General features: G+C 72.3%; 23 protein-coding genes and 1 pseudogene. 6 read left to right on the top strand and 18 right to left on the bottom strand.

Features of this window, described 5'->3' with window-relative positions:
• Nucleotides 1-104 precede the first annotated feature (104 nt).
• Complete coding sequence (locus tag IF89_RS0117910) at nucleotides 105-830, top strand: hypothetical protein (protein WP_030768501.1); 726 nt, start codon at nucleotides 105-107, stop codon at nucleotides 828-830.
• On the opposite strand, the gene IF89_RS0117915 is transcribed toward IF89_RS0117910, so the two are convergent.
• From IF89_RS0117915 to IF89_RS0117940, 6 genes are all read right to left on the bottom strand, one after another.
• Nucleotides 790-2,049 carry a cytochrome P450 gene (locus IF89_RS0117915; protein ID WP_030768503.1) on the bottom strand — a complete coding sequence of 420 codons (1,260 nt, stop codon included), beginning with the start codon at nucleotides 2,047-2,049 and terminating at the stop codon, nucleotides 790-792. The genes IF89_RS0117910 and IF89_RS0117915 overlap by 41 nt on opposite strands.
• An 88-nt stretch (nucleotides 2,050-2,137) precedes the next feature.
• Complete coding sequence (locus IF89_RS0117920) at nucleotides 2,138-2,677, bottom strand: GerMN domain-containing protein (protein WP_030768506.1); 540 nt, start codon at nucleotides 2,675-2,677, stop codon at nucleotides 2,138-2,140.
• Complete coding sequence (locus IF89_RS0117925; protein ID WP_030768508.1) at nucleotides 2,674-4,119, bottom strand: ATP-binding protein; 1,446 nt, start codon at nucleotides 4,117-4,119, stop codon at nucleotides 2,674-2,676. Before IF89_RS0117925 ends, IF89_RS0117920 begins: the two co-directional genes overlap by 4 nt.
• Nucleotides 4,120-4,125: 6 nt before the next feature.
• On the bottom strand, nucleotides 4,126-4,809 hold the full coding sequence (locus IF89_RS0117930; protein WP_030768511.1) for a response regulator transcription factor: 684 nt from the start codon (nucleotides 4,807-4,809) through the stop codon (nucleotides 4,126-4,128).
• 41 nt (nucleotides 4,810-4,850) lie between these two features.
• Nucleotides 4,851-6,518, bottom strand: coding sequence for a murein biosynthesis integral membrane protein MurJ (gene murJ / locus IF89_RS0117935; protein WP_030768514.1), 1,668 nt, complete (start codon nucleotides 6,516-6,518; stop codon nucleotides 4,851-4,853).
• Complete coding sequence (locus IF89_RS0117940) at nucleotides 6,515-7,678, bottom strand: lipid II:glycine glycyltransferase FemX (RefSeq protein WP_030768517.1); 1,164 nt, start codon at nucleotides 7,676-7,678, stop codon at nucleotides 6,515-6,517. The genes murJ and IF89_RS0117940 overlap by 4 nt, the downstream gene beginning before the upstream one ends.
• Before the next feature lie 224 nt (nucleotides 7,679-7,902).
• Here IF89_RS0117940 and IF89_RS0117945 point away from each other — a divergent pair, with 224 nt between their 5' ends.
• On the top strand, nucleotides 7,903-9,096 hold the full coding sequence (locus IF89_RS0117945; protein WP_030768520.1) for a L,D-transpeptidase: 1,194 nt from the start codon (nucleotides 7,903-7,905) through the stop codon (nucleotides 9,094-9,096).
• Nucleotides 9,097-9,228: 132 nt separating this feature from the next.
• Nucleotides 9,229-10,827 carry a CocE/NonD family hydrolase gene (locus tag IF89_RS0117950; protein ID WP_030768524.1) on the top strand — a complete coding sequence of 533 codons (1,599 nt, stop codon included), beginning with the start codon at nucleotides 9,229-9,231 and terminating at the stop codon, nucleotides 10,825-10,827.
• Nucleotides 10,828-10,868: 41 nt separating this feature from the next.
• On the opposite strand, the gene IF89_RS0117955 is transcribed toward IF89_RS0117950, so the two are convergent.
• The 9 genes from IF89_RS0117955 to IF89_RS0117995 all read right to left on the bottom strand — a co-directional run bounded on the left by IF89_RS0117955 (nucleotide 10,869) and on the right by IF89_RS0117995 (nucleotide 18,573).
• Nucleotides 10,869-11,612 (bottom strand): amino acid ABC transporter ATP-binding protein, encoded by a 744-nt coding sequence (locus IF89_RS0117955; RefSeq protein WP_030768527.1) that lies wholly within the window; start codon nucleotides 11,610-11,612, stop codon nucleotides 10,869-10,871.
• A 208-nt stretch (nucleotides 11,613-11,820) separates the two neighbouring features.
• Nucleotides 11,821-12,261: a DUF6278 family protein gene (locus IF89_RS0117960; RefSeq protein ID WP_030768530.1), complete on the bottom strand. Its 441-nt coding sequence runs from the start codon at nucleotides 12,259-12,261 to the stop codon at nucleotides 11,821-11,823.
• Nucleotides 12,262-12,350: 89 nt separating this feature from the next.
• Nucleotides 12,351-13,136 carry an exodeoxyribonuclease III gene (locus IF89_RS0117965; protein WP_030768533.1) on the bottom strand — a complete coding sequence of 262 codons (786 nt, stop codon included), beginning with the start codon at nucleotides 13,134-13,136 and terminating at the stop codon, nucleotides 12,351-12,353.
• Nucleotides 13,137-13,172: 36 nt separating this feature from the next.
• Nucleotides 13,173-13,805, bottom strand: a complete 633-nt coding sequence (locus tag IF89_RS0117970) for an MBL fold metallo-hydrolase (protein ID WP_030768537.1) — start codon at nucleotides 13,803-13,805, stop codon at nucleotides 13,173-13,175.
• A gap of 71 nt (nucleotides 13,806-13,876) precedes the next feature.
• Nucleotides 13,877-14,470, bottom strand: coding sequence for a hypothetical protein (locus tag IF89_RS0117975; protein ID WP_030768540.1), 594 nt, complete (start codon nucleotides 14,468-14,470; stop codon nucleotides 13,877-13,879).
• On the bottom strand, nucleotides 14,467-15,639 hold the full coding sequence (locus tag IF89_RS0117980; protein ID WP_030768544.1) for an ROK family glucokinase: 1,173 nt from the start codon (nucleotides 15,637-15,639) through the stop codon (nucleotides 14,467-14,469). Before IF89_RS0117980 ends, IF89_RS0117975 begins: the two co-directional genes overlap by 4 nt.
• Nucleotides 15,636-16,595, bottom strand: a complete 960-nt coding sequence (locus tag IF89_RS0117985) for an ATP-binding cassette domain-containing protein (RefSeq protein WP_234327796.1) — start codon at nucleotides 16,593-16,595, stop codon at nucleotides 15,636-15,638. Before IF89_RS0117985 ends, IF89_RS0117980 begins: the two co-directional genes overlap by 4 nt.
• The gene (locus IF89_RS0117990) at nucleotides 16,562-17,596 is read right to left on the bottom strand and encodes an ABC transporter permease (protein WP_030768549.1); all 1,035 of its coding nucleotides are present in this window, start codon (nucleotides 17,594-17,596) and stop codon (nucleotides 16,562-16,564) included. Before IF89_RS0117990 ends, IF89_RS0117985 begins: the two co-directional genes overlap by 34 nt.
• Nucleotides 17,593-18,573 (bottom strand): sugar ABC transporter substrate-binding protein, encoded by a 981-nt coding sequence (locus tag IF89_RS0117995; RefSeq protein WP_030768552.1) that lies wholly within the window; start codon nucleotides 18,571-18,573, stop codon nucleotides 17,593-17,595. The genes IF89_RS0117990 and IF89_RS0117995 overlap by 4 nt, the downstream gene beginning before the upstream one ends.
• A gap of 358 nt (nucleotides 18,574-18,931) precedes the next feature.
• On the opposite strand from IF89_RS0117995, the gene IF89_RS0118005 reads away from it, so the two are divergent.
• Nucleotides 18,932-19,945: a Gfo/Idh/MocA family oxidoreductase gene (locus IF89_RS0118005; RefSeq protein ID WP_030768556.1), complete on the top strand. Its 1,014-nt coding sequence runs from the start codon at nucleotides 18,932-18,934 to the stop codon at nucleotides 19,943-19,945.
• 181 nt (nucleotides 19,946-20,126) lie between these two features.
• On the opposite strand, the gene IF89_RS0118010 is transcribed toward IF89_RS0118005, so the two are convergent.
• On the bottom strand, nucleotides 20,127-21,056 hold the full coding sequence (locus IF89_RS0118010) for a DMT family transporter (RefSeq protein ID WP_030768559.1): 930 nt from the start codon (nucleotides 21,054-21,056) through the stop codon (nucleotides 20,127-20,129).
• A 523-nt stretch (nucleotides 21,057-21,579) separates the two neighbouring features.
• The gene (locus IF89_RS0118015; protein WP_030768563.1) at nucleotides 21,580-22,197 is read right to left on the bottom strand and encodes a dihydrofolate reductase family protein; all 618 of its coding nucleotides are present in this window, start codon (nucleotides 22,195-22,197) and stop codon (nucleotides 21,580-21,582) included.
• Between the two features lie 228 nt (nucleotides 22,198-22,425).
• Here IF89_RS0118015 and IF89_RS0118020 point away from each other — a divergent pair, with 228 nt between their 5' ends.
• Nucleotides 22,426-23,160 carry an SDR family oxidoreductase gene (locus tag IF89_RS0118020; RefSeq protein ID WP_030768566.1) on the top strand — a complete coding sequence of 245 codons (735 nt, stop codon included), beginning with the start codon at nucleotides 22,426-22,428 and terminating at the stop codon, nucleotides 23,158-23,160.
• 657 nt (nucleotides 23,161-23,817) lie between these two features.
• Nucleotides 23,818-25,071, top strand: a complete 1,254-nt coding sequence (locus tag IF89_RS0118025; RefSeq protein ID WP_030768570.1) for an ankyrin repeat domain-containing protein — start codon at nucleotides 23,818-23,820, stop codon at nucleotides 25,069-25,071.
• A 148-nt stretch (nucleotides 25,072-25,219) separates the two neighbouring features.
• Here the strand turns inward: IF89_RS0118025 and IF89_RS0118030 are convergent.
• A pseudogene (locus tag IF89_RS0118030) lies at nucleotides 25,220-26,011 on the bottom strand (endonuclease/exonuclease/phosphatase family protein); the annotation flags it as partial.
• Between the last annotated feature and the right edge of the window lie 49 nt (nucleotides 26,012-26,060).

A 26,060-nucleotide genomic window follows, 5' to 3' on the forward strand; every position in this document is an offset into this window, starting at 1 on the left:
AGCGCCGGGCCCGTCGCCCCGTCAGGGCATCGGCGGGGGCGCGCCGCCCGCCGGGGCGGACCGCGGCGGTGACCCGTCCCGGCGGCGGCGCTAGCATCCGGCGCATGAACGACGACGTGCGCAACATCGTGCTCGGGCTGATAGCGACCGCCGTCAGCGGCGGGTTCGGCTGGTTCTCCCGGACCTATCTCTGGCGGCGCGCGCTCCGCCGCAAGCAGGCGTTCTTCGGGCTGCCGGCCGGCGCCGACTGCCTGTTCGTGGTCAACCGGCAGATGGGTGGGAAGGATTCCTCGCTGCACCGCAACGACGCCTTCGCCCTGCTGGAGATCTCCGCCCTGATCAAGGACTGCGGGGCGAACATCCAGATCGTCACGCACGACACGGCCCGTCAGGGATTCGGCGACCGGGCCGAGTTCTGCGTCGGCGGGCCGGTGTCCAACGCCCGCACCACGGCGCACCTGGCGTCCATGCTGCCGGGCATCACCGTCAACACCGACTCCGAGCAGCACGAGGACCGCGGCGCGATCCAGGTGGGCGGTGAGAGCTACCGGTGGCGCAAGGGGCTGGAGGAGTTCGTGGTACTGGCCCGGCTGGCGGGCGGGGAGGGCGGCCGTCCGGTGTTCCTGCTGTCGGGGCAGACCGCGGTCAGCAACCAGGCGGCCGCCCGGTACCTGAGCCGGCACCACGCGCGGCTGGCGCGCACCTACGGGGCGGACTCCTTCTGCCTGGTGCTGAAGGTGGTCAACTCCGACGCCTACGGTCCGGACGTGACCGAGCTGGTCGCGGACGTCACCCGGCCGGCCCGGACACCCGCAGCGGCAGCCGTGTGATCCCGTTGATGAAGTTGGACACCAGCCGCCGGGGTGGGCCGGTGAGTTCCGGTGCGGGCATGGCGGCGCACCACTCCTCGTAGAGGGTGCGAAGCTGGAGGCGGGCGAAGTGGGCGCCCAGGCAGACGTGCGGGCCGTCCCCGAAGGACACGTGCGGGTTGGGGGTGCGTCCGGGGTCCAGCCGGTAGGGGTCGGTGAAGACGCGCTCGTCGTGGTTGGCGGAGGCGTGGAAGACGACGACCTTGTCGCCGGCGCGGACCGGCTGTCCGGCCAGTTCGTGGTCGACGGCGGCGGTGCGGCGGAAGCTGAGGACCGGCGGGTGGACGCGCAGGAGTTCCTCGACCGCGGTCGCGAACGGGTACTGCCCGGCCGCGAGCCGGCGGTAGGCGTCCGCGTCCCCGGCCAGGGCGAGCAGGCCGCCGGGAGCGGCGCTGCGGACGGTGTCGTTGCCGGCGACGGTGAGCAGGAAGAAGAACATCTCCAGTTCGGCGGGGTCGAGTCCGGCCGTGGCAAGCGCGGTCATCACGTCGTCGCCGGGGTGTCGGCGCTTGTGGTCGGCGAGTTCGCGGGCGTAGGCGAACATGTCGCCGAGCAGGGCCGGGGAGCGCGGGTCGAGGGGTTTTCCGTCGGGGCCGAGGAGCGGCTGCGGCACGTCGTCGGGGTCCTGGTAGCCGATGACCCGAACGGTCCACTCCAGCAGCAGAGACCGGTCCGCGGGCGGGACCCCGAGCAGGTCGGTGAGGTTGAGCAGCGCGTATTCGTCGGTGACCGTGCGCACCAGGTCGGCGCTGCCGTCCTCGGCACGGTCCCGGGCGGCGGCCAGCAGCGTACGGGCGCGTGCGCGCACCCGTACGGCATGGGCGTCGACGCGGGCGGGGGTGAAGGCGCGGGCGACGAGCCGGCGCAGTCGGCCGTGGTCGGGGGGATCCTGGTTGAGCATGGTGCGGCGCAGGAAGGGCAGGTCGGCCGGGTCGGGGTCGCGGATCTGGGTGGCGCCCAGCCAGGAGGAGTACCTGCGGTGGTCGCGCAGGACGCGGACGACGTCGGCGTGCCGGGTGACGGCCCAGAAGCCGGGGCCTGCGGGCCAGCCGGCGATCTCGGGCTCGGGCTGCCAGGCCACGGGGTGGTGGTCGCGCAGGATCCGGTAGCGCTCGTGCGGGACTCCGGCGGCGTGGATGCGGGGGTCGAAGACGTCGGGGACGTCCGCGGCGTGGTCCATGGGGCCACCGTGACGGGTGCCCGGCCCGGGCCGCAAGGGCGCGGCGCCGGGCGCGCGGCGTTCCGGCGCCGACGTCGGCGGGGCGACGTCAGCGCTGTGACGTCCTGCAGTCCGCGGACGGCAGGGTGGTGTCGGTGCCCTGGATGGTGACGGGGCTGAGGGTGTCCCGTACGGCGGAGACGCCGATGGTGCACACGAGCTGGTCGCGGGCCAGTTCGGAGAGGCCGCCGACGGCGAACGGCACGTTCACCGTCAGCCCCTTGTACGGCGCGTACGCGCCCACCGTCGCCGAGTTGGTCCTGTCGTCGGGCACCGGTGGCAGCGCCGTGGTGAGCCCTGCCGCCGAGGCCGGGCCGCTGGGGCCGTTCAGCAGGAGCCGCAGCAGCGGCGTCGGCGCGAGCGTGTAGTCGGCGCCCATCTGGAAGGGGACCGGGACGAGCCGGTCTCCGTCCTTGGAGACGAAGTAGAGGACGGCTGCGTTCTTGTCGCCGGGGATCTTGACGCCGGCGGCGTGGCCGCTCTCGACCACTCCGGTGCGTTTGATCCCGCAGCCGGCGAGCAGCAGGGTGGCGGCGGTCAGCGCCGCGGTGGCCGCCGCGGTCCGGCGGCTGCTCCTCCGCCCTGTCATACGCGGGCCTCCAACGGCATGTCGAGGGTGAAGAGCGCGCCGCCGGCGGGGCCGTTGGCGGCGTGGAGGGTGCCGCCGTGCAGGCGGACGTTCTCCAGGGTGATGGCGAGTCCGAGGCCGCTGCCGGCGGAGCGGGTGCGGGCCGCGTCGGCCTTGAAGAAGCGGTCGAAGATGTGCGGCAGCACGTCGGGGGCGATGCCGGGGCCGCTGTCGGCGACGTCGATGAGGAGCCGTTCGCCGTCGGGGCGGGGTGCGGTCCGTACGGTGACGCGTACGGGGGCGCCGCCGTGGCGCAGGGCGTTGCCGACGAGGTTGGCGAGGACCACGTCGAAGCGGCGCGGGTCGAGCCGGGCGCGTACGGCGTCGGGCAGTTCGGTGGTGACGCGGTCGTCGTCCCAGTGGCGTCGTTCGAGGGTCTTGCGGACGGCTTCGGCGATGTCGACGTCGTCCAGGTTGAGGTCGGCGGCCCGGGCGTCGAAGCGGGAGATCTCCATCAGGTCCTCGACGAGGACGGCTAGTTTGCCCGTCTCGGCACTGACCAGGCGCAGGGCCTTGGCGGTGTCGGCGTCGAGGCGGGCGGCGTCCTCGTCGAGGACTTCCGTCACGGCGAGCATCCCGGCGAGCGGGGTGCGCAGTTCGTGGGAGACGTCGGAGGCGAAGCGGCGGGCGCGGACCTCGGCCTCCTGGAGCTCGCGTACGGACTGCTCCAGGGCGCGGGCGGTCTCGTTGAAGGTGCGGGCGAGTCCGGCGAGTTCGTCGGCGCCCCGGACCTCGATGCGGGTGTCGAGGCGGCCGCGGCCCAGCTTCTGGGCGGCGCGGCGCATGTCGCGGACCGGCCGCAGCACGCTGCGGGCGGCCAGCAGCGCGGGGACGATGGCGATGGCCAGGCCCGGGACGGCGCCCTGCTGGGCGGCTTCGACCATGGCCTCGACGGTCTGCTTCTCGGTGGAGAGCGGGACGCTGGCGTAGAAGACGACGCCGGTGGGTTCGGTGTACCCGTTGTGTTCGAAGACGGCGGGGACGCCGATGGTGAGCCAGGGGTTGCCGCGCTGGTCCTCCACGCGCTGGAAGGCGGCGTACCGGTTGTTGCGGACCCTCTCGCGCAGGCTGTCGGTGATCACGGTGGAGGTGGGGGTGCCGGGATTGGTGGAGACGCGCATCCCGGCGTACTCGCCGAAGATGATCCACGGGTGGGGTTTGCCGCGCTTGCCGAGCTCGATGACGATGCGCTGGAGTTCCGTCTGTTCCAGGGGGAGGCGGAACTCCTGCTGCTCGATCTGGTCGCGCAGCGTGCTGACGGCGGTGTCCTGGGTCTGTTTGAGGATGGCGTTGCGCGCCTGCTGGTAGGTCAGGGCGGCGGTGGTTCCCGCGCTGATGGCGGCGACCAGGAGGAAGGCCGCTATCAGCCGGGTGCGCAGCCCGAGCGGTGCTATGCGTCGCACCGCGGCCTACAGCGGGCCGAAGCGGTAGCCGAAGCCGCGCACGGTCTGTATGTAGCGGGGGCTGCGGGCGGGGTCCTCGATCTTGTGGCGCAGGCGGCGGACGCAGGCGTCCACGAGCCGGGCGTCGGCGTGGTAGCTGTGGTCCCAGACGTACTCCAGGAGCTGCTGGCGGGAGAAGACCTGCTCGGGTGAGGCCGACAGGTGCAGCAGGAGCTTGATCTCGCTGGGGGCGAGGGCGATGCGTTCGCCGTTCTTGGCGACGGTCAGGCCGGCGCGGTCGATGGTGAGTTCGGCGTGGCTCTCGATGCCGGGGCGTCCTCCGACGGGGTCGCTGAGGCGGCGCAGGACGGCCTTGATGCGGGCTTCGATGACTTCGGTGCGGGCGGGTTTGACGATGTAGTCGTCGGCGCCCGCCTCCAGGCCGATGACGATGTCGAAGTCGTCGCCGCGTGCGGTGAGCATGATGATCGGGACTTCGCTGGTCCGGCGGATGCGGTGGCACACCTGGACTCCGTTGATGCCGGGCAGCATCAGGTCGAGCAGGACGAGTTCGGGGTGGAAGTCCGCCATCAAGGCGAGTCCTTCCTCGCCCGTCTCGGCGGCCCGCACCTCGTGCCCGCGGCGGCGCAGGCCGAGGCCCACCCCTTCGCGGATGGAAGGGTCGTCCTCGATCAGCAGTACGCGTGGCATCCGGTCAGTATCCCAGGGCGGTCTTCGGCTCCTCCTCCCCGCTACCGGCCGGTCTTGCGGCGCAGGGAGTCGAGCAGGGCGGTGATCTCGGCCAGGCGCAGCGGCCGGGCAAGGAGGACGACGACCAGGGCCAGGGCCGCGGTTCCCGCGCCGACCGCGGCGAAGTCGCCGAAGCGTTCGGCGGCGCGGGCGGCCGCGTGGGCGGCGGCGGCCGCGGGCAGGCAGGCCGCCAGCAGCCGCAGGTGGGTGCGCGCGGCCGTGGCACGGCGTGCGCCGCGGCTGCCCGTGCGCGGGCCGAGCCGGCGGGAGAGGGCGTACCCGGTGACGGCGGCGCCGGCGAGGAAGGCGGCGGAGGAGGCGGCGGCCATGCCGGTGACCGCCCAGCGCGGAGGCAGCAGAAGGTACGCGGCCGCGGACAGGCCGGCGTTGACGGTGACGATGACGAGGTTGAGGAAGAAGGGGGTGCGGGTGTCGGAGAGGGCGTAGAAGCCGCGGGAGAGCACGTACTGCGCGGAGAAGGCGACCAGGCCGGGCGCGAAGGCCGTGAGCATGCCCGCCATGATCTCGATGTCGGCGGCGCCGGTGCGTCCGTAGCCGAAGACGGCGCCCATCACCCAGGGGGCCAGCGCGGCCATGAGGGCGGCGGCGGGCACGACGAGGGCGGCGCTGGAGCGCAGGGCGTAGGAGACGTCGCGGCGGACCGCCCCGAGGTCGCCGTCGGCGGCGGACGCGCTCATCCGCGGCATCAGGGCGGTGACGAGGGAGACGGTGATGATGCCCTGGGGGACGATCCACAGCTGGTAGGCGTTGCTGTAGGCGGTGTAGCCGGCGCCGCCGGAGAGGCCGGCGTCGACGGCATGCTGTCCGGTGGTGGTCGAGAGCCGGGTGACGACCCAGTAGGCGATCTGGTTGGTGAGGACGAGCAGGACGGTCCAGCCCGCGTTGCGCAGGGGGCGGCCGAGGCCGCTGCCGCGCCAGTCGAAGCGGGGGCGCCAGCGGAAGCGGGCCGCGCGCAGCGAGGGGAGGAGCGCGAGGGCCTGGACGACGATGCCGGCGGTGGTGCCGAGGCCCAGGAGCCGGGTCTCGGCCGCGGTGAGGCCGCCTGCGGCGTCGTGGGAGACGTACAGGAACAGCCCGAACACGGCGATGATCACGACGTTGTTGAGGACGGGGGTCCACATCATCGCGCCGAAGCGGCCGCGGGAGTTGAGCACCTGGCCGAGCAGGGTGAAGAGCCCGTAGAAGAGGATCTGCGGCAGGCAGTACCGGGCCAGGGCCACGGTGGTGCTCTCCTGGGCGCCGCTGTAGCCGGTGTAGGCGGAGACGATCAGCGGGGCGGCGAGGACGGCGGCGGCGGTGAGCGCCATGAGGGCCGCCGTGCAGGCGGTGAGCAGCCGGTCGGTATAGGCGGTGCCGCCGTCGGCGTGTTCCTTGGCGGCCCGGACCAGCTCGGGGACGAAGACGGCGTTGAGGGCTCCGCCGACGAGGAGGATGTAGATGATGTTCGGGACGGTGTTGGCGACGGCGTAGCCGTCGCCGAGCAGTCCGGTGCCCAGGGCGGCGACGACGACGGCGGAGCGGACGAAGCCGGTGGCGCGGGAGACGATCGATCCGGCCGCCATGAGCGCGCCGCTGCGCATCACGGAGGTCTTCTTCGGTGCCGCGCCGTCGGACGCCGGGCCGGCCGGTCTGGTGTCGGTGGCCGTCACCGGCGGGCCAGGTAGGCCTGGAACGCCTTGTAGAGCGCCGTGTTGGCCACTCCGTCCATCGGGATCTCCCATTCGCCGAGCGTTTCGACGACCTGTCCGCCGGTGCCGAGCTTCCAGCGCAGCAACCCGAAAGAGCGTTCGTCGGGGTCGAGGGTGGAGGGTACCCCGCGCATGTCGTACTCGTCGGCTCCGAGGGCGTGTGCGTCGCGCATCATGCGCCACTGCAGGGCGTTGCTGGGGCGTACCTCGCGCCGGTGGTCGGCGGAGGCGCCGGTCTGGTACCAGACCCTGCTGCCGGTGCTGATCATGGTGTGGGCGGCGAGGATCTCGCCGCGGTGGAGGGCGAGGTAGAGCCGCATCCGGCCGGGCTGTTCCTCGTTGAGGACGCGGTACTGCTGCTCGTAGTAGGCGAGGGAGCGGCCGAGCCGGAAGCCGTCGCGCTCCTCGGTGATGCGCAGCAGCCGGTAGAACTCGGGCAGGTCGGCGGAGGTGCCGAGGACCGTCTCGACGCCGGCCTTGTCGGCCTTGCGCACGTTGCGCCGCCACTCCTGGTTGAGGCCGGACCACAGGTCGTCGAGGGTGCGGCCGGCGAGCGGCACGCGGAAGACGTGGCGGGGCTGGGCGTCGCCGTCGTCCTCGCCGCCGCAGCGCTTCCAGCCGCGGGTGCGCAGCCGGTCGGCGAGTGCGGCACCCACGGCGTCGACCTCGGTGGCGAGGACGTCCGAGATCTGCCGGCCGGGGCCGGTGCCCGCCTTGGCGGTGGCGGCGTCCCAGCGGCGGTAGGCGGGGCTGGGGCCGATGCGGACGGCGAAGGCGCCGGCGGCCCGCAGGTGGCGCATGAGGGGGCCCAGCCAGCGGTCGACGCGCGGGTCGGACCAGTCGGCGACGGGCCCTTCGGGGAGGTAGGCGAAGTATTTGCGCGTGCCGGGGAATTGCCGAGAGAGAACGAGTCCGGCCCCTTCGATCTGCCCGCCCGGACGATGCCATCCGATCGTTTCCGAGCGCCACAGGTCCTTCACCCGACCCCAGGAGGGGTACTGCAGAAAGCTCGCCGCCGGGGTCCTGGCGAGGAAGGCCTGGTATTCGGGGACGGACAGGGTGCGCACGTGGAGCTCCTGGTCCTGGTCCTGCCGGGCGGGGGTGACGAGCAGTGCGCACACGGCTGACGGCCTTCCTGTTCGTGCCGGGGGTCGTTCACAGGACTCTCACAGCCACCCGTGACCGGTGTGCGCGGCGCATGTGACCGGACGGTGACCGTTTTGCTGCGGTCGGGGTCACAACCGAAAAGGCGCATCTTTTCCGCGGATTGCGCAACCTAAAGTCGGTTCGTTCTCATCCTCTTTTGCGAACGCTCACCACCGCCACGACTCGAAGGGGCCCTTCGTTGAGCCGCACACGCCGCACCGCCATTGCGGGCACCGCACTCCTGGCCGCCGCGCTGACCGCCTGTTCGGGCGGGGATCAGGGCGGCAGCGACGGCAAGGGCAAGGACGAGTCGAAGCCGAAGGCGCCGATGGCGGTCTCGGTGAACCTCACGGGGGATCAGGTCAAGGCGGGCCAGCCGGTGACGGTGACCGTCGCCGAGGGCAAGCTGGCCCAGGTGAAGGTGACCGACGCCAAGGGCGCGGAGCTGCCGGGCAAGATAGCCGACGACGGCAGGAGCTGGACGTCGGAGCGCAACGCCCCGGCGGGTGCGGAGTACAAGGTCGAGGCGCAGAACACCGACAGCCAGAGCGCCACCACGCAGTTCAGGACCAGCGCCGCCGACAAGGTGAACAAGGTCTCGATCAACATCCCCAAGGGCAGCACGGTGGGCGTGGCGATGCCCGTGTCGCTCGTCTTCGACAACCCGGTGGCGAACAAGGCCGAGGTGGAGAAGCAGCTGAAGGTGACGACCTCGAACAACACCGAGGGTTCGTGGGGCTGGATCAAGGACCACTCGGGCAACGACCGCGTGGACTGGCGGCCCAAGGACTACTGGAAGTCCGGCACCGACGTGAAGGTCGAAATGCACCTCAACGGGGTGGACTCCGGCAAGGGCGGCGGGATGTTCGCCCGTGACTACACCACCGAGTTCAAGATCGGCAAGGACCGCCGGGTCCAGGTCAGCCTCGACACCAAGAAGATGACGGTGACCGAGGACGGCCAGGTGCAGAAGACGATCCCGATCTCGGCGGGCACGCCCGGCGGCAAGAAGGCCTCCTGGTCCGGGAAGATGGTGATCATGTCCAAGGAGGGCACCATCCGGATGGACTCCCAGACGGTGGGCCTGGACAACGCCTACGACAAGATGGTCGATTACTCGATGCGGCTGACCTGGTCCGGCATGTACGCACACGCCGCGCCGTGGAACGAGGCCAACTTCGGCCGCAGCAACAGCAGTTCCGGCTGCGTGGGGATGAGCGACGCCAACGCCGAGGAGTTCTTCGCGGCCTCCCAGATCGGCGACGCCTTCGAGGTGGTCGGCGAGGGCTCCAAGGGCAACGCGGACATCGGCAACGGCTACGGCGAGTGGAACCTGTCCTGGGACCAGTGGAAGACCAAGAGCGCCCTGTCCACCGCCCCGCAGAACGGCTGACCTGCGGATCGCCGGACTGACTCTCGTTCAATTGTTACCACCACGTAACTTACCGACGGGTTACCTTCGGTAAGCCCCTCCCGTTACCGTCGGGTCACTTTCTGGACTCCCGGTGCACGCGAGAGGCGACCGATGGAACGCACCCCCACCGCCGCAGCCGTGGCGGCACTCCTGGCGGCAACCGCCCTGGGCCTGGCCCCCCACCAGGCCCAGGCGGCTCCCGCGCCCACCGCGGCGACCGCCGCCACCACCGCCCGGGCCGCCACGGCGGACCTGCGCTTCCACGACATTCCCGGCTCCGGCGGCATCACCCTCAAGGGGAACGTCTTCACCCCGGCCGGGGCCGAGAGCGGCCGGAAGTACCCGCTGATCGTGCTGCCCACCAGTTGGGGCATGCCGCAGATCGAGTACATCGCACAGGCCAAGAAGCTCGCCGACTCGGGCTACGTGGTGGTCAGTTACACCTCCCGCGGCTTCTGGCTCTCCGGCGGGCAGATCGAGGTGGCCGGTCCGCCGGACGTCGCCGACGTCTCCGCCGTCATCGACTGGGCCCTCGCCCACACCCCGGCGGACGCGGACCGCATCGGCCTGGGCGGGGTCTCGTACGGCGCCGGCATCAGCCTGCTGGCCTCCGCGCACGACCCGCGCGTGAAGGCCGTGGTCGCGATGAGCGGCTGGGCCGACCTCATCGAATCGATCTACTCGGGCCGCACGCAGCACCGCCAGGCCGCAGGCCTGCTCGGCGCCGCCGGCTACCTCACCGGCCGCCCCGGGCCCGAACTGACGTCGATCCTGGACGACTTCCTCGGCTCCCGGCTGGACCGTGAGCAGCAGATGATCGACTGGGGCAGGAAGCGGTCGGCCGCCGAGCAGGTGGACCGGATCAACGCCAACGGGGCCGCCGTCATGCTCGGCAACGCCTGGGGCGACACGATCTTCCCGCCGAACCAGTACGCGGCGTTCTACGAGCGGCTGACCGGCCCCAAACGCCTGGAGTTCCGCCCGGGCGACCACGCCACCGCCGAGGGCACCGGCCTGCTCGGCCTCCCCAACGACACCTGGACCAAAGCCCACCGCTGGTTCGACCGCTACCTCAAGGGCGAGCGCAACGGCGTCGACACCGAGGCCCCGGTGCAGATCAAGTCACGCAGCGACAGCGGCTACGAGGGCTACGCCGACTGGGCGTCGGTCGGCTCCGGCGGCACCGAGAAGCTCGCGCTCTCCGACAGCGAGCACCTCTTCGCGAACGTCGACTCCGGCGCCAACGGCGGTGTCGTCCTGCTCTCCAGCGTCTTCGACCAGTTCCTCAAGGCACCCCCGATCGCCTCCGTCCCGCTCCTGCCCCGGGCCTTCGCCGGCGTGTGGCAGTCCGGGCGCTACGACGAGGCACGCCGGATCCGCGGCACCGTGCGGCTGCACACCACCGTGACGCCGACCAAGGGGGACGGCACCTTCGTCGCGTACCTCTACGACGTCGGCCCGCTCGGCATCGGCAAGCTGGTCAGCAACGCCCCCTTCACCTTCCACGGGAAGACCCCGGGCCGCGACTTCGGCGTGGACCTGGAGCTCTTCTCCACCGCCTACGACGTGCCGGCGGGCCACCGGCTCGCCCTCGTCGTCGACACCGTCGACCCGCTCTACATCGAGCACAACCCCACCGGCGCGCAGCTGACCTTCTCCTCGCCGCCGGGCGACCCCAGCTACGTCTCGGTGCCGCTGCGCGAGCAGTGACGGACGGCGGCGGCCGGGCCGGGACGGCCCCGCTCCGACCCTCAGTGCTTGAGGATCTTGGAGAGGAAGTCCTTGGCCCGGTCGCTCTCCGGGGCGGTGAAGAACTCCTCCGGCGTGCGGTCCTCGACGATCGTGCCGTCGGCCATGAAGACCACGCGGTTGGCCGCCGAGCGGGCGAAGCCCATCTCGTGGGTCACGACGACCATGGTCATGCCCTCACGGGCGAGCTGCCGCATGACCTCCAGCACCTCATTGATCATCTCCGGGTCCAGGGCGGAGGTCGGCTCGTCGAACAGCAGGGCCTTGGGGTCCATGGCGAGGGCGCGGGCGATGGCCACGCGCTGCTGCTGGCCACCGGAGAGCTGGGCGGGGTACTTGTCCGCCTGGTCGGCGAGGCCGACGCGCTCCAGCAGCCGGCGGGAGCGCTCATCCGCCTCACGCCCGGCCCGACCGCGGACCTTGACCTGGGCGAGCGAGACGTTGGCGAGGACGGTCCTGTGCGCGAACAGGTTGAAGGACTGGAAGACCATCCCGACCTCGGCGCGCAGCCGGGCCAGGTCCTTGCCCTCGGCGGGCAGCGGCTCCCCGTCGATCAGGATCGTGCCCGACTCGACGGTCTCCAGCCGGTTGATCGCCCGGCACAGGGTGGACTTGCCGGAGCCGGAGGGGCCGATGACCACCACCACCTCCCCCCGGCCGACGGTGAGGTTGATGTCCCGCAGGACGTGCAACGCCCCGAAGTGCTTGTTGACGTCCCGCAGCTCGATCAACGGATCGACGGCCATGCGCTGCCCTGCCCACTCGGTGCTCGAAATGCCGGTCGGCGCAAACTATCCAGCCGCGGAAGGGCACTTCGCGGCGACACGCCGCCCGGGCCGGGGAGGCCCGCGTGCGCGGGGCGGCCCGGTCGGCGCCGGGCGGCGCGGGCGGCCGGGTAGGCATGGGGCGGCGGCCGGGTACGCGCGGGGCCTGCGCGGCGCCCGCCGCAGCCGGTCAGCCTTCGGAGGCCTCCGCGTAGGCCTGGCTGAGCTCCGGGGAACCGGTCATCGCCCACGAGACCCCCGACTCGATCACGTTCAGCTCGCGTCCCGAGGCCAGGCGGATCACCGGCTGGCCGTTGGGCCACACCTTCCAGGCCGTTCCCGCGACGGTCCGGACGATCACGGTGCCGAGGTAGAAGCCCGCGTCGTTGCCGAGCCAGGGCACCACCTCGGGGTCGCGCCGCCAGCGGGGCATCAGCTGGTCGAGGGACTCCAACGAGGCCGGAGTCTGGTCGAGTTCGAGGCCGGCGGCCCGGGCGTGGACCCGCAGCATCTCGCACTCCGAGAACAACTCGGCGACGCCCTCGGGGTCGTCCACGAGGGCGGCCGCGAGCCCCGCACCCTGTTCCGTTTCACGCCGGTTCAGCCAGTTGTCCAGGAAAGGGATGTTCATACCGCCCAGCGTCGCACCAGGACCCGCCGCTGGCCACAGGGCGCGCCTGTGCGGTTTCCCGGCTGGACCGTCTCGTCCGCACGACAGCCCTAGCGGTCGAGGTCGAGGTCGACGACGACCGGGGCGTGGTCGGAGGCGCCCTTGCCCTTGCGCTCCTCGCGGTCGACGTAGGCGTCGGTGACCGCCTTGGTGAAGGGCTCGTTGCCGTAGACGAGGTCGATGCGCATCCCCCTGTTCTTGGGGAAGGCGAGCATCCGGTAGTCCCAGAAGGTGTACGGGCGGTCGTACTTCAGCGCGCGCGGGACGACGTCGGAGAGGCCGGCGGTGCGCAGCGCCTCCAGGGCGGCCCGCTCGGCGGGGGTGACGTGGGTGAGGCCCTCGAAGACCGCCGGGTCGTAGACGTCCTGGTCGGTCGGTGCCACGTTGAAGTCGCCGAGCACCGCGAAGGGGCGCGGGCCGGCCGCGTCCTCGGCGACGGCCGCGGCCAACGCGCGGAACCAGTCGAGCTTGTAGCCGTAGTGGTCGTGCGCGACCTCGCGGCCGTTGGGCACGTACACCGACCAGACCCGGACCCCGTCGCAGGTGGCGGAGATCGCGCGGGGCTCCTGGACGCCCTCGTAGTCGGGGCCGCCGGGCAGCCCCATGACCACGTCGTCCAGGCCGACCCTGGAGAGCAGGGCCACGCCGTTCCAGCGGCCGGTGGCGTTGACCGCCGCCTCGTAGCCCAGCTCGCGCAGCTGCTCGTGCGGGAACTGCTCCGCCGTGCACTTGGTCTCCTGGATGCACACGACATCGGTGCCGGAGCTCTCCAGCCAGGCCAGCAGGCGCGGCAGCCGGGCGGTGATGGAGTTGACGTTGTAGGTGGCGATACGCATACCTGCCAACCTACCGCCCGGCACCGACAGCGCCCGCTACAGCTCGGTGCTGTCCCCTGCCGTGAGACGCCCGTGGTCGGTGCCGCCCAGCTTGTCCAGGGCGAGGTCGTAGATCGGCCGGGCGAGGTCGGCGAGGTAGGCGTCGTGGATGTCGAGGGCCCGGCGCGGGGCCACTTCGCGGAGGTAGTCGATCACTTCGGAGACCTTGTTCCAGGGCGCGTGCACCGGCACCATCAGGGTCTCCACCGGGACGCCGGGCACGGTCAGCGCGTCGCCGGGGTGGAAGAGGGATCCGTCGACGAGGAAGCCGACGTTGGTGACCCTCGGCATGTCCGGGTGGATCACGGCGTGCAGCTCGCCGTGGACCTGCACCTCGAAACCGGCCGCGGTGAAGGTGTCGCCGTGGCCGACGGTGTGCACCCGGCCCGGGAAGGCGGGGGCGAGCCGTTCGGCGACGCTGCGCAGGGTCCACAGCGCGGCCGCCGGGTTCGCCTCCAGGGCGGCCCGCAGCCGCCCCTCCTCGAAGTGGTCGGGGTGTTCGTGCGTGACCAGCAGGGCGTCCGCCCCGAGTCCCGCGTCCGGTTCGCTGAAGGCGCCCGGGTCGATGACGAGCGTGCGCCCGCCCTTCTCCAACTGGACGCAGGAGTGCAGCCGCTTGGTGAGCTTCATGATCCCAGGCTATCCGCGGGACCGGCCCGGCCGGGGGTGGCCGCGGCGGTCGGGAGGCCGTCGCGAGGCGGTCAGGGGGTGGTCGTGGAGACGACGTACACCTTGGGGTGCTCGGGGTCGGTGAGGTCGACGGTGATGTCGCGGCTGGGGCGCGGGTCGGCCTGCTCCACGGTGGTTCCGTACCAGGTGGCGCGGGGGCTCCAGCTCCAGCCCGCGACCTCGGCGTCGTGCGGGGAGATCGTCACGTCCCCGGCGACCAGCGCATCGCGGCTGGTGCCGACGGCCGCGAGGAAGTCGTCCAGATCGGCCGGGGTCACGGCGAACTGCGTGAAGAGCCGGCTGGTGCGCCAGTTGTTGGTCTCCAGGAACCCGACCTTCCAGGCCTTCGCCGGAATCGGCACCTCGTAGATGCTGCGCTGCACCCGGGAGGGCCAGCCCGGGCGCACCTTGGACGCGCCGACCTTCGCGGCCTTGTCGCGGCCGCTCTCGCGGCTCTGCTGGGTCGAGATGGCCAGGTAGCCCGCCGGTACGCCGATCAGCAGCACGATGATGATCGCGGTGATCCAGCGGCGCTTGACGACGTGCCGGCGGTCCTCGGCGGTGGCCGGCGGCGTGCCGCCCTCGCCGGGAGCGGAGGCCTGGTGGGGCAGGGTGGGCGGATTCACGACGGTTCCTGGTCCTCGGGTGCGGTCTCGCGCCGGCGGCCCAGCTGCTGGCCCAGCTGCGCGTAGCGCTCGTAGCGCTCGACCCGCCGGCGGGTGGCGCGGCGGAAGCGGCGGGCGACGAGCCGGGCGAGGTCGGCGGCGCCGACCATGCCCGCCTCGGGGCCGAGCTGCGCCTTGGCGATGCGGGCCTCGGGGCGGTAGCCGCGGCCGGTGAGGTGGCGGCGGAAGGCGTCCCGGGCGGGGCCGATCAGCAGGTCGTCGGCGGCGCTGACGCCGCCGCCGATGACGAAGCAGGACGGGTCGAGGGCGGCGGCGAGGTTGGCGATGCCGACGCCGAGCCACTGGCCGATGTCCTGGAGCAGTTCGACGCACATGGCGTCGCCCTCCCGGGCCAGCTCGGTGATGAGCGGCCCGGTGATCTCCGCGACGTTCCCGCCGACCCTGGCGATGATGTTGTGGGCGACCGGGGAGTCGGCGGCGGCGAGCTCGCGCGCCTCGCGCACCAGGGCGTTGCCCGAGCTGTACTGCTCCCAGCAGCCGCGGTTGCCGCAGGGGCAGCGGTGGCCGCCGGGGACGACCTGCATGTGGCCGAACTCGCCGGCGACCCCGTAGCGGCCGCGCTTGACCTGGCCGCCTTCGAGGATGGCGCCGCCGATGCCGGTGCCGAGCGTGATCATGACGAGGTGGTCCTCGCCGCGGCCGGCGCCGAAGCGCCATTCCGCCCACGCGGCGGTGTTGGCGTCGTTGTCGACCATGACCGGGACCGCGAGCCGGGACTGGAGCGCGTCGCGCAGCGGCTCGTCGCGCCAGGCCAGGTGGGGTGCGAACAGGACCCGGGAGCGGTCGGCGTCGACCCAGCCGGCCGCGCCGATGCCGACGGCGTGCACGTCGTGCCGGTCGGAGAGGTCCAGGACCAGTTCGACGATGGTGTCCTCGACGACCTTGGGGCTCTTGGACTTGTCCGGGGTCTCGGTGCGGATCTTCTCCAGGATGATCCCGTCGGCGTCGACGACGCCGGCCATCACCTTGGTGCCGCCGATGTCGATGCCGACGGTCGGGACGCGTGGTGCGGTCAGGTGCGACCGGCGCTCACGGGTCCCGATGGTGCGCAGGACGGTGCCTCGCGCCGACCCCCGGTGGGTGAGCGTGAAGTCCCGGTACGTGCTCATCGAGTCGTGTCGTCCCTTGTGGGTGCGGTGGTGCGGGGAGCCTCGTCGGCCGTGCCCGCCGGTCCGGTGCGGCCGGCTCCGGGGGCCGTGACGTCCGTGCCGCCCGTCCCCGATTCTGCCACCCGCTCCAGTTCGTGGCTCAGCTCGTCGAGCTCGGAGCCGCCCGCCATCTGGCGGGTGAGCTCGTCGAGGGTGATGGAGTCGCGGGTGTGGCTGCCTGCCATGGTGCCGCGCTTGAGCAGCACGAAACGGTCCCCGACCAGGTGGGCATGGTGCGGGTTGTGGGTGATCAGGACCACACCGAGGCCGGCGTCGCGGGCCGCGGCGACGTACTTGAGGACCACGCCGGACTGCTTGACGCCGAGGGCCGCGGTCGGCTCGTCGAGCACGAGGACCTTCGCCCCGAAGTGGACGGCCCGGGCGATGGCCACGCACTGCCGCTCGCCGCCGGACAGGGTGCCGATGGGCTGGTCGACGTCGCGCAGGTCGATGCCCATGCGCAGCAGTTCGGCGCGGGTGGTGCGGCGCATGAGCCCGACGTCGAGGCGGCGCAGCGGTCCGCGGCCCTTCGTCGGCTCGGAGCCGAGGAAGAAGTTGCGCCAGACGGGCATGAGCGGGACCACCGCGAGGTCCTGGTGGACGGTCGCGATGCCGCGGTCGAGGGCCGCGCGCGGGTTGGCGAGGACGGTCTCCTCGCCCTCGATCTCGAAGGTGCCGGCGTCGTGCTGGTGCAGCCCTGCGATGATCTTGATGAGGGTGGACTTGCCGGCGCCGTTGTCGCCGAGGACGCAGGTGATCTCGCCCGCGGAGACCTCCAGGGAGACGTCCTGGAGGGCGCGGATGTTGCCGTAGTACTTGCTGACGCCGGTCAGCCGCACCAGTGCGGTCGCTGCGGTGGCGGCCCGGGTGGTTTCGGTCGTGGTCACTTGGTCGCCTCCGCCCGCTTGCGGACCCATGCGTTGAGCAGCGTGGCCAGCAGCAGCATTCCGCCGAGGAAGAACTTGAACCAGTCCGGGTCCCACTGCGCGTACACGATGCCGTTGCTGGTCATGCCGAAGATGAAGGCGCCGATCGCGGAGCCGATGGCCGAGCCGTAGCCGCCGGTCATCAGACAGCCGCCGATGACCGCCGCGATGATGTAGAGGAACTCGTTGCCGACGCCCTCGCCCGACTGGACGACGTCGAACGAGAAGAGGATGTGCTGGCCCGAGATCCAGGCGCACAGGGCGACGCCCATGTAGAGGCCGATCCGGGTCTTCACGACGGGCACGCCGACCGCGCGGGCCGCGTCGGCGCCGCCGCCCACCGCGAAGATCCAGTTGCCGGCGCGGGTGCGCAGCAGGATCCAGGTGGCGACGGCGACCAGGGCCAGCCACCACAGGACGGTGATCTGGAGGGTGACCGGGCCGATCTCCCACTTCGAGGCGAAGAGGCCGCGGGCGGAGGGGAAGCCCTCCATGTCGGCGATGGACTTGGTGGAGACCGTTCCGCTGATCAGCTTGGTGAAGCCGAGGTTCAGGCCGGTCAGCATCAGGAAGGTGCCGAGGGTGATGATGAAGCTGGGCAGGCCGGTTCGGGTCAGCATGAAGCCGTTGAAGAAGCCGATGGCCAGGGTGACCAGCAGGGACACCCCCACCCCCACCCACACGTTGGCCGTCATCTGATAGCTGAACATCGAACTGACCAGGGCCGAGGTCGTGACCATGACACCAGCGGAGAGGTCGAACTCGCCGCCGATCATGAGCAGGGCCACGGGGACCGCCATGATCCCGATGGTGGAGGCCGAGTACAGGATCGTGCTGATGCTGGAGGCCTGCAGGAAGGTGGGGGCCGCGAAGGAGAAGAAGACGAAGACGGCGACGGCGCCGACCACCGCGCCCAGCTCGGGCCGCCCCAGCAGCCTGCGGACGAGCGACGTGGGCGCCAGCCGCTCGTCGACGGCGGTGGCGGCGCTCATCGGCTGCCCCTCTTGATGTACTCCTCCAGCTGCGCGGCCTCGGCGGCGGTGACGATCTGCGGTCCGGTGAGCACCGGGCGGCCGCCGCCGAGGACGTCCGCGTTGTAGCGGTAGAGCCAGAGCAGGTCGACGGCCTGGTATCCCTGCAGGTAGGGCTGCTGGTCCACGGCGAAGCCCAGGGCGCCGGACTCCAGGTCGCGGGCCACGGAGTCGTTCAGGTCGAAGGTGTCGACCTCGGCCTTGCTGCCGGCGGCCTCCTTCGCCTTGATCGCGGTGGGCGCGAAAGGCGCGCCGAGGGTGACGACCGCGTCGACGGACGGGTCCGCCTGGAGCTTGGCCTGGATCGCCGCCTGGACGGACGGCATGTTGGTGCCTTCGACGTACAGGTTCTCCATCGTTCCGGAGAAGGTCTTCTTGGCGCCGGCGCAGCGCTGCTCGTGGCCGACGTTGCCCTGCTCGTGCAGGACGCAGACGGCGTTCTTGCGACTGCGCTTGTTCAGCTCGGTCCCGACGGCCTCGCCGGCGATCTCCTCGTCCTGCCCGATGTGGGTGAGCGCCCCGTACGCGGCGGACTGGGCGGATCCGGAGTTGACCGTGATCACCGGGATGCCGGCCTTGACGGCTTTGGCCACGACGTCCTTCAGTGCCTCCGGCTTGGCCAGGCTCACGATGATCCCGTCGACCTTCTGGTCGATGGCGTTCTGCACGAACTGCGCCTGCTGCTGGGCCTGGTCGTCGTGGGCGTAGACGAAGTTGATGTTGTCCTTCGCCGCGGCCTCCTTGGCGCCCTTCTGGACGATGTCCCAGAAGGTGTCGCCGTCGCCCGCGTGGGTGACCATCGCGAAGGTCCAGCGCGGGGTGCTGACGGCCGGCCGGCCCGCCTCGGCGGCCTTGGCGCGCTCCTCGGCGCGCTTGCCGCCCGTACTGCTGCATCCCGCGAGCGAGGCCCCCAGTACCGCCGCGAGCACCGCGCCCACGACGCGTACCCCTGTCCGAACCCTAGCCACGTCGCCGCGCCCTTCCCTCGTCCGTCTCGTCGGTCGTCCCGGCGGTCATGCCGTCGGCCGTCCCGTGCGTCATGCCGTCGGTCGTACCGGCCGGCATGCCATCGGTGTCCCGTGCGGCACGCCGTCGGTCGTACCGCCTGGCGTGCCGCCCCGTCATCATTCGGTCATTCCGGTTTCAGCCGCCCAGTATCCGCCACAGTGGACCATGAAGGGCCATCGGGGCATGCGCGCGCAGATCGACACGACGGGATCGCAGATCAGCGTGCGGAGAGCGCAGATCCCGCGCGAGCGGATTGACAGGTTCCTCCCGCGGGGCCAGGTTGAGTCCATGCGCATCGGGCTCATCGGAACTGGCCGGATCGGTTCGTTCCACGCGGCGGCGCTCGCCCGCCACCCGGAGGCGGGGTCGCTCCTCCTCGCGGACTCCGATCCGGCGCGGGCGGCCCGCCTCGCCGACCGGCTCGGGGCCACCGCCGCGCCCTCCGTGGAGCAGGTCTTCACCTGGGGCGTGGACGCGGTGGTCGTGGCGTCCTCCACCGACGGGCACGCGGAACTGGTCGTACGGGCGGTACGCGGCGGGCTCCCGGTGTTCTGCGAGAAGCCGGTGGCCCCCGACCTGAACCGCACGCTGTCGGTGCTGCGCGAGGTGACGGCCCTGGGCGGGCTGCTCCAGGTGGGCTTCATGCGGCGCTTCGACGCCGGCTACCGCACGGCCCGGGAGCTGGTCCGCTCGGGCGCCCTGGGCCGGCTGCACACCGTGCGCACGACCACGGCGGACCCGGCGCCGCCCACCGCCGACTACCTGGCGACGTCGGGCGGCCTGTACCGGGACTGCATGGTGCACGACTTCGACATGGTGCGGTGGGTGACCGGGCACGAGGTGGCGGAGGTGTACGCGGCCGGGTCGGACGCCGGTCCGCCGCAGTTCCGGCAGACGGGCGACGTCGACACGGCGGCAGCGGTCCTCACCCTGGACGACGGGACGCTGGTCACGGCCACCGGGACCCGGTGCAACGGCGCCGGGTACGACGTGCGGATGGAGCTGGCCGGGGAGCGCGACCAGGTCTCCGCCGGGCTGGACGACCGCACCCCGATCGCCTCGACCGAACCGAACGGCCCGCCGCCGGCCAGCAAGCCGTGGACCGGCTTCCTGGAACGCTTCGGCCCGGCCTACGAGGCGGAGCTGGACGCCTTCGTCCGGCTGGTGCGCGGCGAGTGCGAGAACCCGTGCGACGGGCGCGAGGCCCTGGCCGCGCTCCGGGTCGCGGAGGCATGCGAGCTGTCGCGGCGGGAGCGGCGCCGGGTCCGCCTGGAGGAGCTCCCGGACCTGCCGGACCGGTGAGCGGCCCGGCGGGCGGACCGGCGGGCGGCTCGGTGGCCGGAACGGTGAGCGGGGCATCCGGACACCCTACGGCGGTGTTCCCGTACTGACTGCGGCGCTTTCCGGCCACGCTGGGGGCGCACCGGGCGGCCAGGCCCCACTCGGGGGCGCCGGCACTCGAAAGTCAGCCTCTCGGGACCTCTCAGGCGGCGGGCGCCGGGCTGACCGCCCGTCGCCCCCAGACGGTGCCGACCAGGACCAGCACGACGCCGGCGTAGCCGAGGGGGCCCAGGTGCTCCCCGCCGACGGCGATGCCGGCTACGGCCGCCCACAGGGGCTCGGTGCCCAGCAGCAGGCTGACCCGGGAGGGCGAGGTACGGCGTACGGCCCACATCTGCACGAAGAAGGCGAAGAGCGTGCAGAAGACGGAGAGGAACGCGAGGCCTGCCCACTGCGCCGGTCCGAAGTCGGCTGCGGCGGCCCAGGGCGTGGCACCGGTCCCGGGCACGGCGGCCAGCAGGGCGAAGACGAGCACGGCCCCGCCGAGTTGCACGGTGGTCAGCGACAGCGGGTCGGCGCCGCCGAGGCCGTCGGACCGGGCCATCAGCAGCACGTGCAGGGTCCGGGCGAGAGCGGCGCCGAGGATGAGCAGGTCCCCAAGACCCGGCGCGGTGAAACCGGCCCCCTGGGTGAGGAGGACGACGCCGAGGACCGAGGCGGCAGCGGCTCCGAGAAAGCCGCCGGAGGGCGCCTTCCGCTTCACCGCGGCATCGGCGAGGGGCGTGAAGATCATGGTCAGGCTGATGATCAGCCCGGCGTTGGTGGCGGAGGTGTGGACGACCCCGTAGGTCTCCAGGAGGAAGATCCCGCCGAGTACGAGCCCCAGCAGCCCGGAGCCGCGCAGCTGCGCGGGGGTGAGCGCCCGCAGCCGCGCCCACCCGGCGACGACCAGCACGGGCAGCACGAGCGCGAACCGCAGCACGAGCACGGCGATCACGGTGTGCGCGGTGGTGATCCCCTTGGCGGCGAGATAGCTCCCGCCCCACACGACGGCAACGGCCAGCACGGGCAGATCGGCGAGCCGGGCGGCACGGCGGGGCGCGGCGGTCAGGGGCGGCGCGGCAAGGGTCACGGAAGTCTCCAGCAGGCGATCGGGAAGTGGAGACACCGGCGGCTCGCACGCTCGCGGGCACACCGTACCGGAGCCGATCATGCCGAGCCACCCGATTCGGAGCCGTAGGCCGGCGCCGCGCAGCGAGCCGGCCCCGTGGCCGCTCTCCCCGCGGCCTTCCGGTCCTCGTCCCGGGGCCTGCTCCCTGCTCAGGCCTTCGCGTGCCCCGGCCGGTGCCGCCGCATGGCCCACGGAGCGGCCGGCCGGGACAGGGCTGGGCAGCCGGCCGAGCCGGGACGTACCGACCGGCCCCCACCGGACCGGCCCACGCCGGCGGCAACCCGCATCGCCTCCGGGGCTGCGGCCGACGAGCGAGGCCGGCCTCGCTCCGGAGCGCGAACGGGCTTGTCCGAGCGGCAAGCATCACGGGAAACCTGTCGGCTCCCCCGGCTGCGTCGACGCCGGCCACGACGGAGCTGCGCCACGGCGGTCCTCGCGGCACCCGGCCCGGCGAGGAGGGCCACTCACCGACGGTGCGGAAGGATCACTCACCGACGGTGCCGAAGGACGCCCGGCCGGTGGGCCGGTAGGTGTGGATGGCCGTTCCGGAGGGGGTCGTACGGGAGGCCTTCAGCTGGTAGGCGGTCGGCAGCCCGCCGGTGGGGAAGAGCCGCCGCCCGGCACCCAGCACCACCGGGAACACCAGCAGATTGACCTCGTCGACAAGATCCCGGGCGAGGAGCCACTGCGCGAGCCTCCCGCTCCCGTGCACCTGCAACTCCCCCTCCAGCGCGTCCTTGACCCGGACGATCTCGCTCTGCAGGTGCTCCCCGTGGAACACGGTGGCCGGCCCCCAGGCCGGCTCCTTGAGGGTGGTCGAGGCGACGTACTTCGGCAGCCGGTTCAACCCGCCCGCCACGGGGTCACCCGGCTCGTCGTGCTCGGGCCAGTACCCCGCGAAGATCTCGTACGTGCGCCGCCCGAGCAGGAACGCCCCGGCCCGCCCGAACACCTCGGTGATGAACTCCCCCATCCCCTCGTCGACGTACGGCGCGACCCACCCCCCGTACCCGAACCCGTCACTCCGGTCCTCCTCGGGCCCGCCCGGCGCCTGCATCACGCCGTCCAGCGTGACGAAGGTGGTCAGTGTCAGCTCGGCCATTTCCACTCCTCGCTCGATGCTCCTCAGGGGTTCAGACTCCCGCCTCCGCCGAAACTCGTCGCGCCGCCACGCACGCCGTATCCGGCTGTCTCCCTCGCCTACCTGATCGAGTCCGGCGGGCTCTGGCGTTTCCGGCAGCCCGGGAACGCGGGGTCGGATTTTTGCCAGCGGTGGAGGGGTGGGGGCTATTTGATTGAAGCCGCAACCAAGCGATGCGGGAGGAAGAGCATGGACAGGAACACTGTGGCGCTGGTGACCGGTGGAAGTCGGGGGATCGGGGCGGCCGTTGCCGTGCGGCTCGCCGAGGGCGGGGCGGACGTCGCCATCACGTACGTCAGCGATGCCGAGGCCGCGGGGCGCGTGGTCAAGGCGGTGGAGGCCCTCGGGCGGCGCGCTGTCGCACTGCGGGCCGATGCGGGGGACGCGGCGGAGGTCGCGAACGCCGTCGGGGAGACCGTGCGGCGCTTCGGGCGGCTCGACGTGCTCGTCAACAACGCCGGTGTCGGGGCGGTCGGGCCGCTGGAGGCGGTGGGGGCCGGCGATGTCGACCGGGTGCTCGGGGTCAATGTGCGCGGGGCGTTCCTCGCGGCCCAGGCGGCCGCGGCACGCATGCGGGAGGGCGGCCGGATCATCACCATCGGCAGCTGCATGGCGCAGCGGGTGCCCGGGCCGGGCGGAGTGCTCTACGCGACGAGCAAGGCCGCGACGATCGGGCTGACGAAGGCTCTGGCGCGGGAACTCGGGGGCCGCGGGATCACCGCGAACGTCGTGCATCCGGGGCCCGTCGACACGGACATGAACCCGGCGGACGGACCGTACGCGGGGCCGCAGGCGGCGATGACGGCGCTGGGCCGCTTCGGGAGGGCGGAGGAGGTCGCGGACGTGGTGGCCTTCCTCGCCGGGCCGCGGGCGGCCTACGTCACGGGCGCGGAGTTCGCGGTGGACGGCGGCCACGCGGCCTGACCCTCGCCGGACGCGCGGACCGAGACGACCCGAGGCGCCCTCTCCGTTGCGCCCGAGGGAACCGACCCGCCTCCCGGCGGGCCGCTCCCGGGATTTGGCGGCCAGGGCCAGGGAGCCCCGGATCAAGGCGGGGCCCGGAGCAGGGGTACGGCGGTCGGCGCTGGGCCCGTGCCGGGAGCCGGATCCGAAAGCCGAGCCCGCGGGCCGAACCGCCGGGCCTCGGAGACCGCGCTGGGCCAGGCCCACGGGCCAGGCCCGGGGGCCGAGCCCGCGGGCAGAACCGTCCGGCCTCGGCGGCCGGTGCTGAACCATGACCGGGGCCCGGGCCCGGCGGCCGACGCCGCCGCCCGGGCGGTCCTGACCGACTGATCTCGGCGGCCCCCCTGGGCCCCCGGGCCCGAGCGTCTCCCCCGGCCCGGCGCCCGGGAAGGCAGACCACCGACCCTGCCCCCGCCCTTGGAATCAACCCGCCAGCAAGGTAAGGAGCGCTTCACTGGGCGGGTTTCGCCAGCTGTGACGCTCCAGCTCGGCACTTCGTCCTCTCACGCGGGGATGTCCACGCCAAGACCTACCTGCCCGGCCGCCTACGCTCTTCTTGGCGCCGTCCCACCCTGCGACGGGTCAGGGCGCGCAATGCGCCGCGGAGCGAGGAGGGACATGGGCGAAGAACCACTCATAGCGGCGGTACGGAGCGGGGACGCTCGGGCAGTGGATGCACTGCTGGAAGCAGGCGCCGACCCCGACACCACAGACGAGCACGGCACGCCCGCGCTGTGTCTGGCGGTCGACACCTTCGACCTCCCGATCGTCGAGTCCCTGATGGCATCGGGCCGGCTGGACCGGGTCGACGCCGACGGACGCACACCACTGCTGCGCGCGATCGACCGCGGCCACCGCGACATCTCACACGCGCTCATCCGCAACGGAGCGAAGCTGTGGGCCAAAGATGCCGAAGGGCGAGACGCCCTGGCACTGGCCCGGTACTGGCACGAGACAGACGTCATGACGGAGTTGCGCCGAAGGACCGGCCGTCCCGGACCGGCCGAGGTCAGAACCGTCCGATCCGAGGACGGGACAACCTGCGGTGAGCTGTCGCTGGGGGGCCTGAAGGTCAGGACCGGTCATACGGCAATCCTCACAGACCTGGAGCCGCGGTACGGCATCACTGTCGCGTTCGAGGAACTGCTGTCCCGCGCTCTGGCCGAACCGGACGTGGACCACGAAGTGTGGTGGGTGACGACGTACCTGCTCCAGCAGCGGCATGACCCCACCACCTGGGGAACGGCAGCCGCCATGCGCGACCGGACGGACCCCGAGGAACGGTACTTCGGTGCCGAGGTCCTCCGCCTGATCAGCCTCTTCGACGAGAGCGAGGAATCGCCGTACGCCGCCCGTCTCGTCGACCTCTTCCTGCCCTGGGTCGCCGACGAACCGGATCCGCGCGTGACATGGGTACTGACTGCCGGACTGTGCGATGCCGGGTATGCGGACCCGCGAGCCGAGGGGCCGATGCCCGCGCTCACCCGACACGCCGACGGAAAGGTCCGCAGCTGGGCGATCTCGGGACTGGCGCATGCGATCGCGGCGGGAAAGCCCGAGGCGCTGACCGCTGTCGTGGAGCGCACGATGGACGAGAGTGCGGCAGTCCGCCGGGCTGCCTGCTATGGACTGGCCTCCGCTCCGGCCCACGCCGTAACCGCATGGGATGCGCTCGCCGCATGCCTTGCAGACGAGGACGAGAGCGTCCGCGTGGAGGCCGCGGTTCGGCTCGCCCTGCACGACGACCCGCGCGGCGACGAAGTCCTCCGCGGCCTCGATCACGACGACGAGGCCTCCCCCTACCACTGGCGGCTCTACGACGTGAGGCGTCACCTCTTCAGCAGGACGGACACCTCGCCTGCCGACGAGTAGGAGACGCACGCCTCAGAAGAGGGCTCTTCCTGGAACGGCGAGCACGCCCACCGAGCGCTCTGGAGCATCCGGCGCCGCTTGGGCTGCTCAAGGCAGCAATCGGCTTGCTCACTCCTGCCAACTCGATCGCCCCCTGGTGCGGGCGGCGGTTCAGGTCGGTGTGGACGGCGTGGTGGTCCGAGTACAGGCTCGGCAGGACGCGGTGCGTGCGCGGGGTGAGGCCGCGCAGGAAGACGTAGTCGAACGTGCTGTTCCAGTCGGTGGTCGGCGTGCAGGCGTCGGTGTCGGCGGAGGGGTCCGAGGGGCGGCAGCCCGGGTCCGTGGCCGTGGCCAGGGCCCACATCGGGGCGAGTTCGGGGGCGTGCGGCGCGGCGTTGAAGTCGCCGAGGACGATGGCGCGGTCGTGGCGGGCGACTTCCGCCGCCAGCACCTCGACCTGACCCGCCCGCACCTGGGGCTGCCGACGCTCGGCGAGGTGGGTGTTGAAGACGCGGACGGGCCGGCCGCCCACCAGCGTGGTGACGGCCAGGTACCCGCGGTCCTCCGAGCCTCCATCGGGGTACTCGACGCTGGCCCGGTCCGTCATCGGCGCTGCCGAGAGGATCGCCTGCCCGTAGCCGCCCGGCTGCCACGGCAGCCCTCCGCAGCGGTTCCAGTTCCGCAGGACCGACCCGTATGCGACCCGGTAGACCAGCCCGTAGGCATCCTCCAGGTGGGCGCGGATCTGCTCGACGTCCCGTACGCACGCCTCCTGCAGGCCGATGACCTGCGGTGCGTACGCGGCGATGTCCGTCGCACGGCCGTAGTTGAGCCCGCTCCCGCCGCACGGGTTGCAGATGTTCCACGTACCGACCCGGTCCGGTACGGCCTGCGCGGGGACGGGGACGCCGCCGGGCGGTGCGCCGGGGCCCAGGAGCAGCAGCATGCATGCCGCGGCCATCGTGCCCGCCGCCCACCGCGCGCCCCTTCTCGACACCGTCACCTCCCCG

This window comes from Streptomyces sp. NRRL F-2664 (assembly GCF_000719345.1).
Classification (GTDB): Bacteria; Actinomycetota; Actinomycetes; order Streptomycetales; family Streptomycetaceae; genus Streptomyces.

Excerpts from the sequence above, each read along its gene's own strand:
- IF89_RS0117910 (WP_030768501.1), top strand. The coding sequence starts at position 105 with ATGAACGACGACGTGCGCAACATCGTGCTCGGGCTGATAGCGACCGCC.
- IF89_RS0117915 (WP_030768503.1), bottom strand. The coding sequence starts at position 2,049 with ATGGACCACGCCGCGGACGTCCCCGACGTCTTCGACCCCCGCATCCAC.
- IF89_RS0117920 (WP_030768506.1), bottom strand. The coding sequence starts at position 2,677 with ATGACAGGGCGGAGGAGCAGCCGCCGGACCGCGGCGGCCACCGCGGCG.
- IF89_RS0117930 (WP_030768511.1), bottom strand. The coding sequence starts at position 4,809 with ATGCCACGCGTACTGCTGATCGAGGACGACCCTTCCATCCGCGAAGGG.
- IF89_RS0117950 (WP_030768524.1), top strand. The coding sequence starts at position 9,229 with ATGGAACGCACCCCCACCGCCGCAGCCGTGGCGGCACTCCTGGCGGCA.
- IF89_RS0117955 (WP_030768527.1), bottom strand. The coding sequence starts at position 11,612 with ATGGCCGTCGATCCGTTGATCGAGCTGCGGGACGTCAACAAGCACTTC.
- IF89_RS0117960 (WP_030768530.1), bottom strand. The coding sequence starts at position 12,261 with ATGAACATCCCTTTCCTGGACAACTGGCTGAACCGGCGTGAAACGGAA.
- IF89_RS0117965 (WP_030768533.1), bottom strand. The coding sequence starts at position 13,136 with ATGCGTATCGCCACCTACAACGTCAACTCCATCACCGCCCGGCTGCCG.
- IF89_RS0117970 (WP_030768537.1), bottom strand. The coding sequence starts at position 13,805 with ATGAAGCTCACCAAGCGGCTGCACTCCTGCGTCCAGTTGGAGAAGGGC.
- IF89_RS0117980 (WP_030768544.1), bottom strand. The coding sequence starts at position 15,639 with ATGAGCACGTACCGGGACTTCACGCTCACCCACCGGGGGTCGGCGCGA.
- IF89_RS0117985 (WP_234327796.1), bottom strand. The coding sequence starts at position 16,595 with ATGGGTCCGCAAGCGGGCGGAGGCGACCAAGTGACCACGACCGAAACC.
- IF89_RS0117990 (WP_030768549.1), bottom strand. The coding sequence starts at position 17,596 with ATGAGCGCCGCCACCGCCGTCGACGAGCGGCTGGCGCCCACGTCGCTC.
- IF89_RS0118005 (WP_030768556.1), top strand. The coding sequence starts at position 18,932 with ATGCGCATCGGGCTCATCGGAACTGGCCGGATCGGTTCGTTCCACGCG.
- IF89_RS0118015 (WP_030768563.1), bottom strand. The coding sequence starts at position 22,197 with ATGGCCGAGCTGACACTGACCACCTTCGTCACGCTGGACGGCGTGATG.
- IF89_RS0118020 (WP_030768566.1), top strand. The coding sequence starts at position 22,426 with ATGGACAGGAACACTGTGGCGCTGGTGACCGGTGGAAGTCGGGGGATC.
- IF89_RS0118025 (WP_030768570.1), top strand. The coding sequence starts at position 23,818 with ATGGGCGAAGAACCACTCATAGCGGCGGTACGGAGCGGGGACGCTCGG.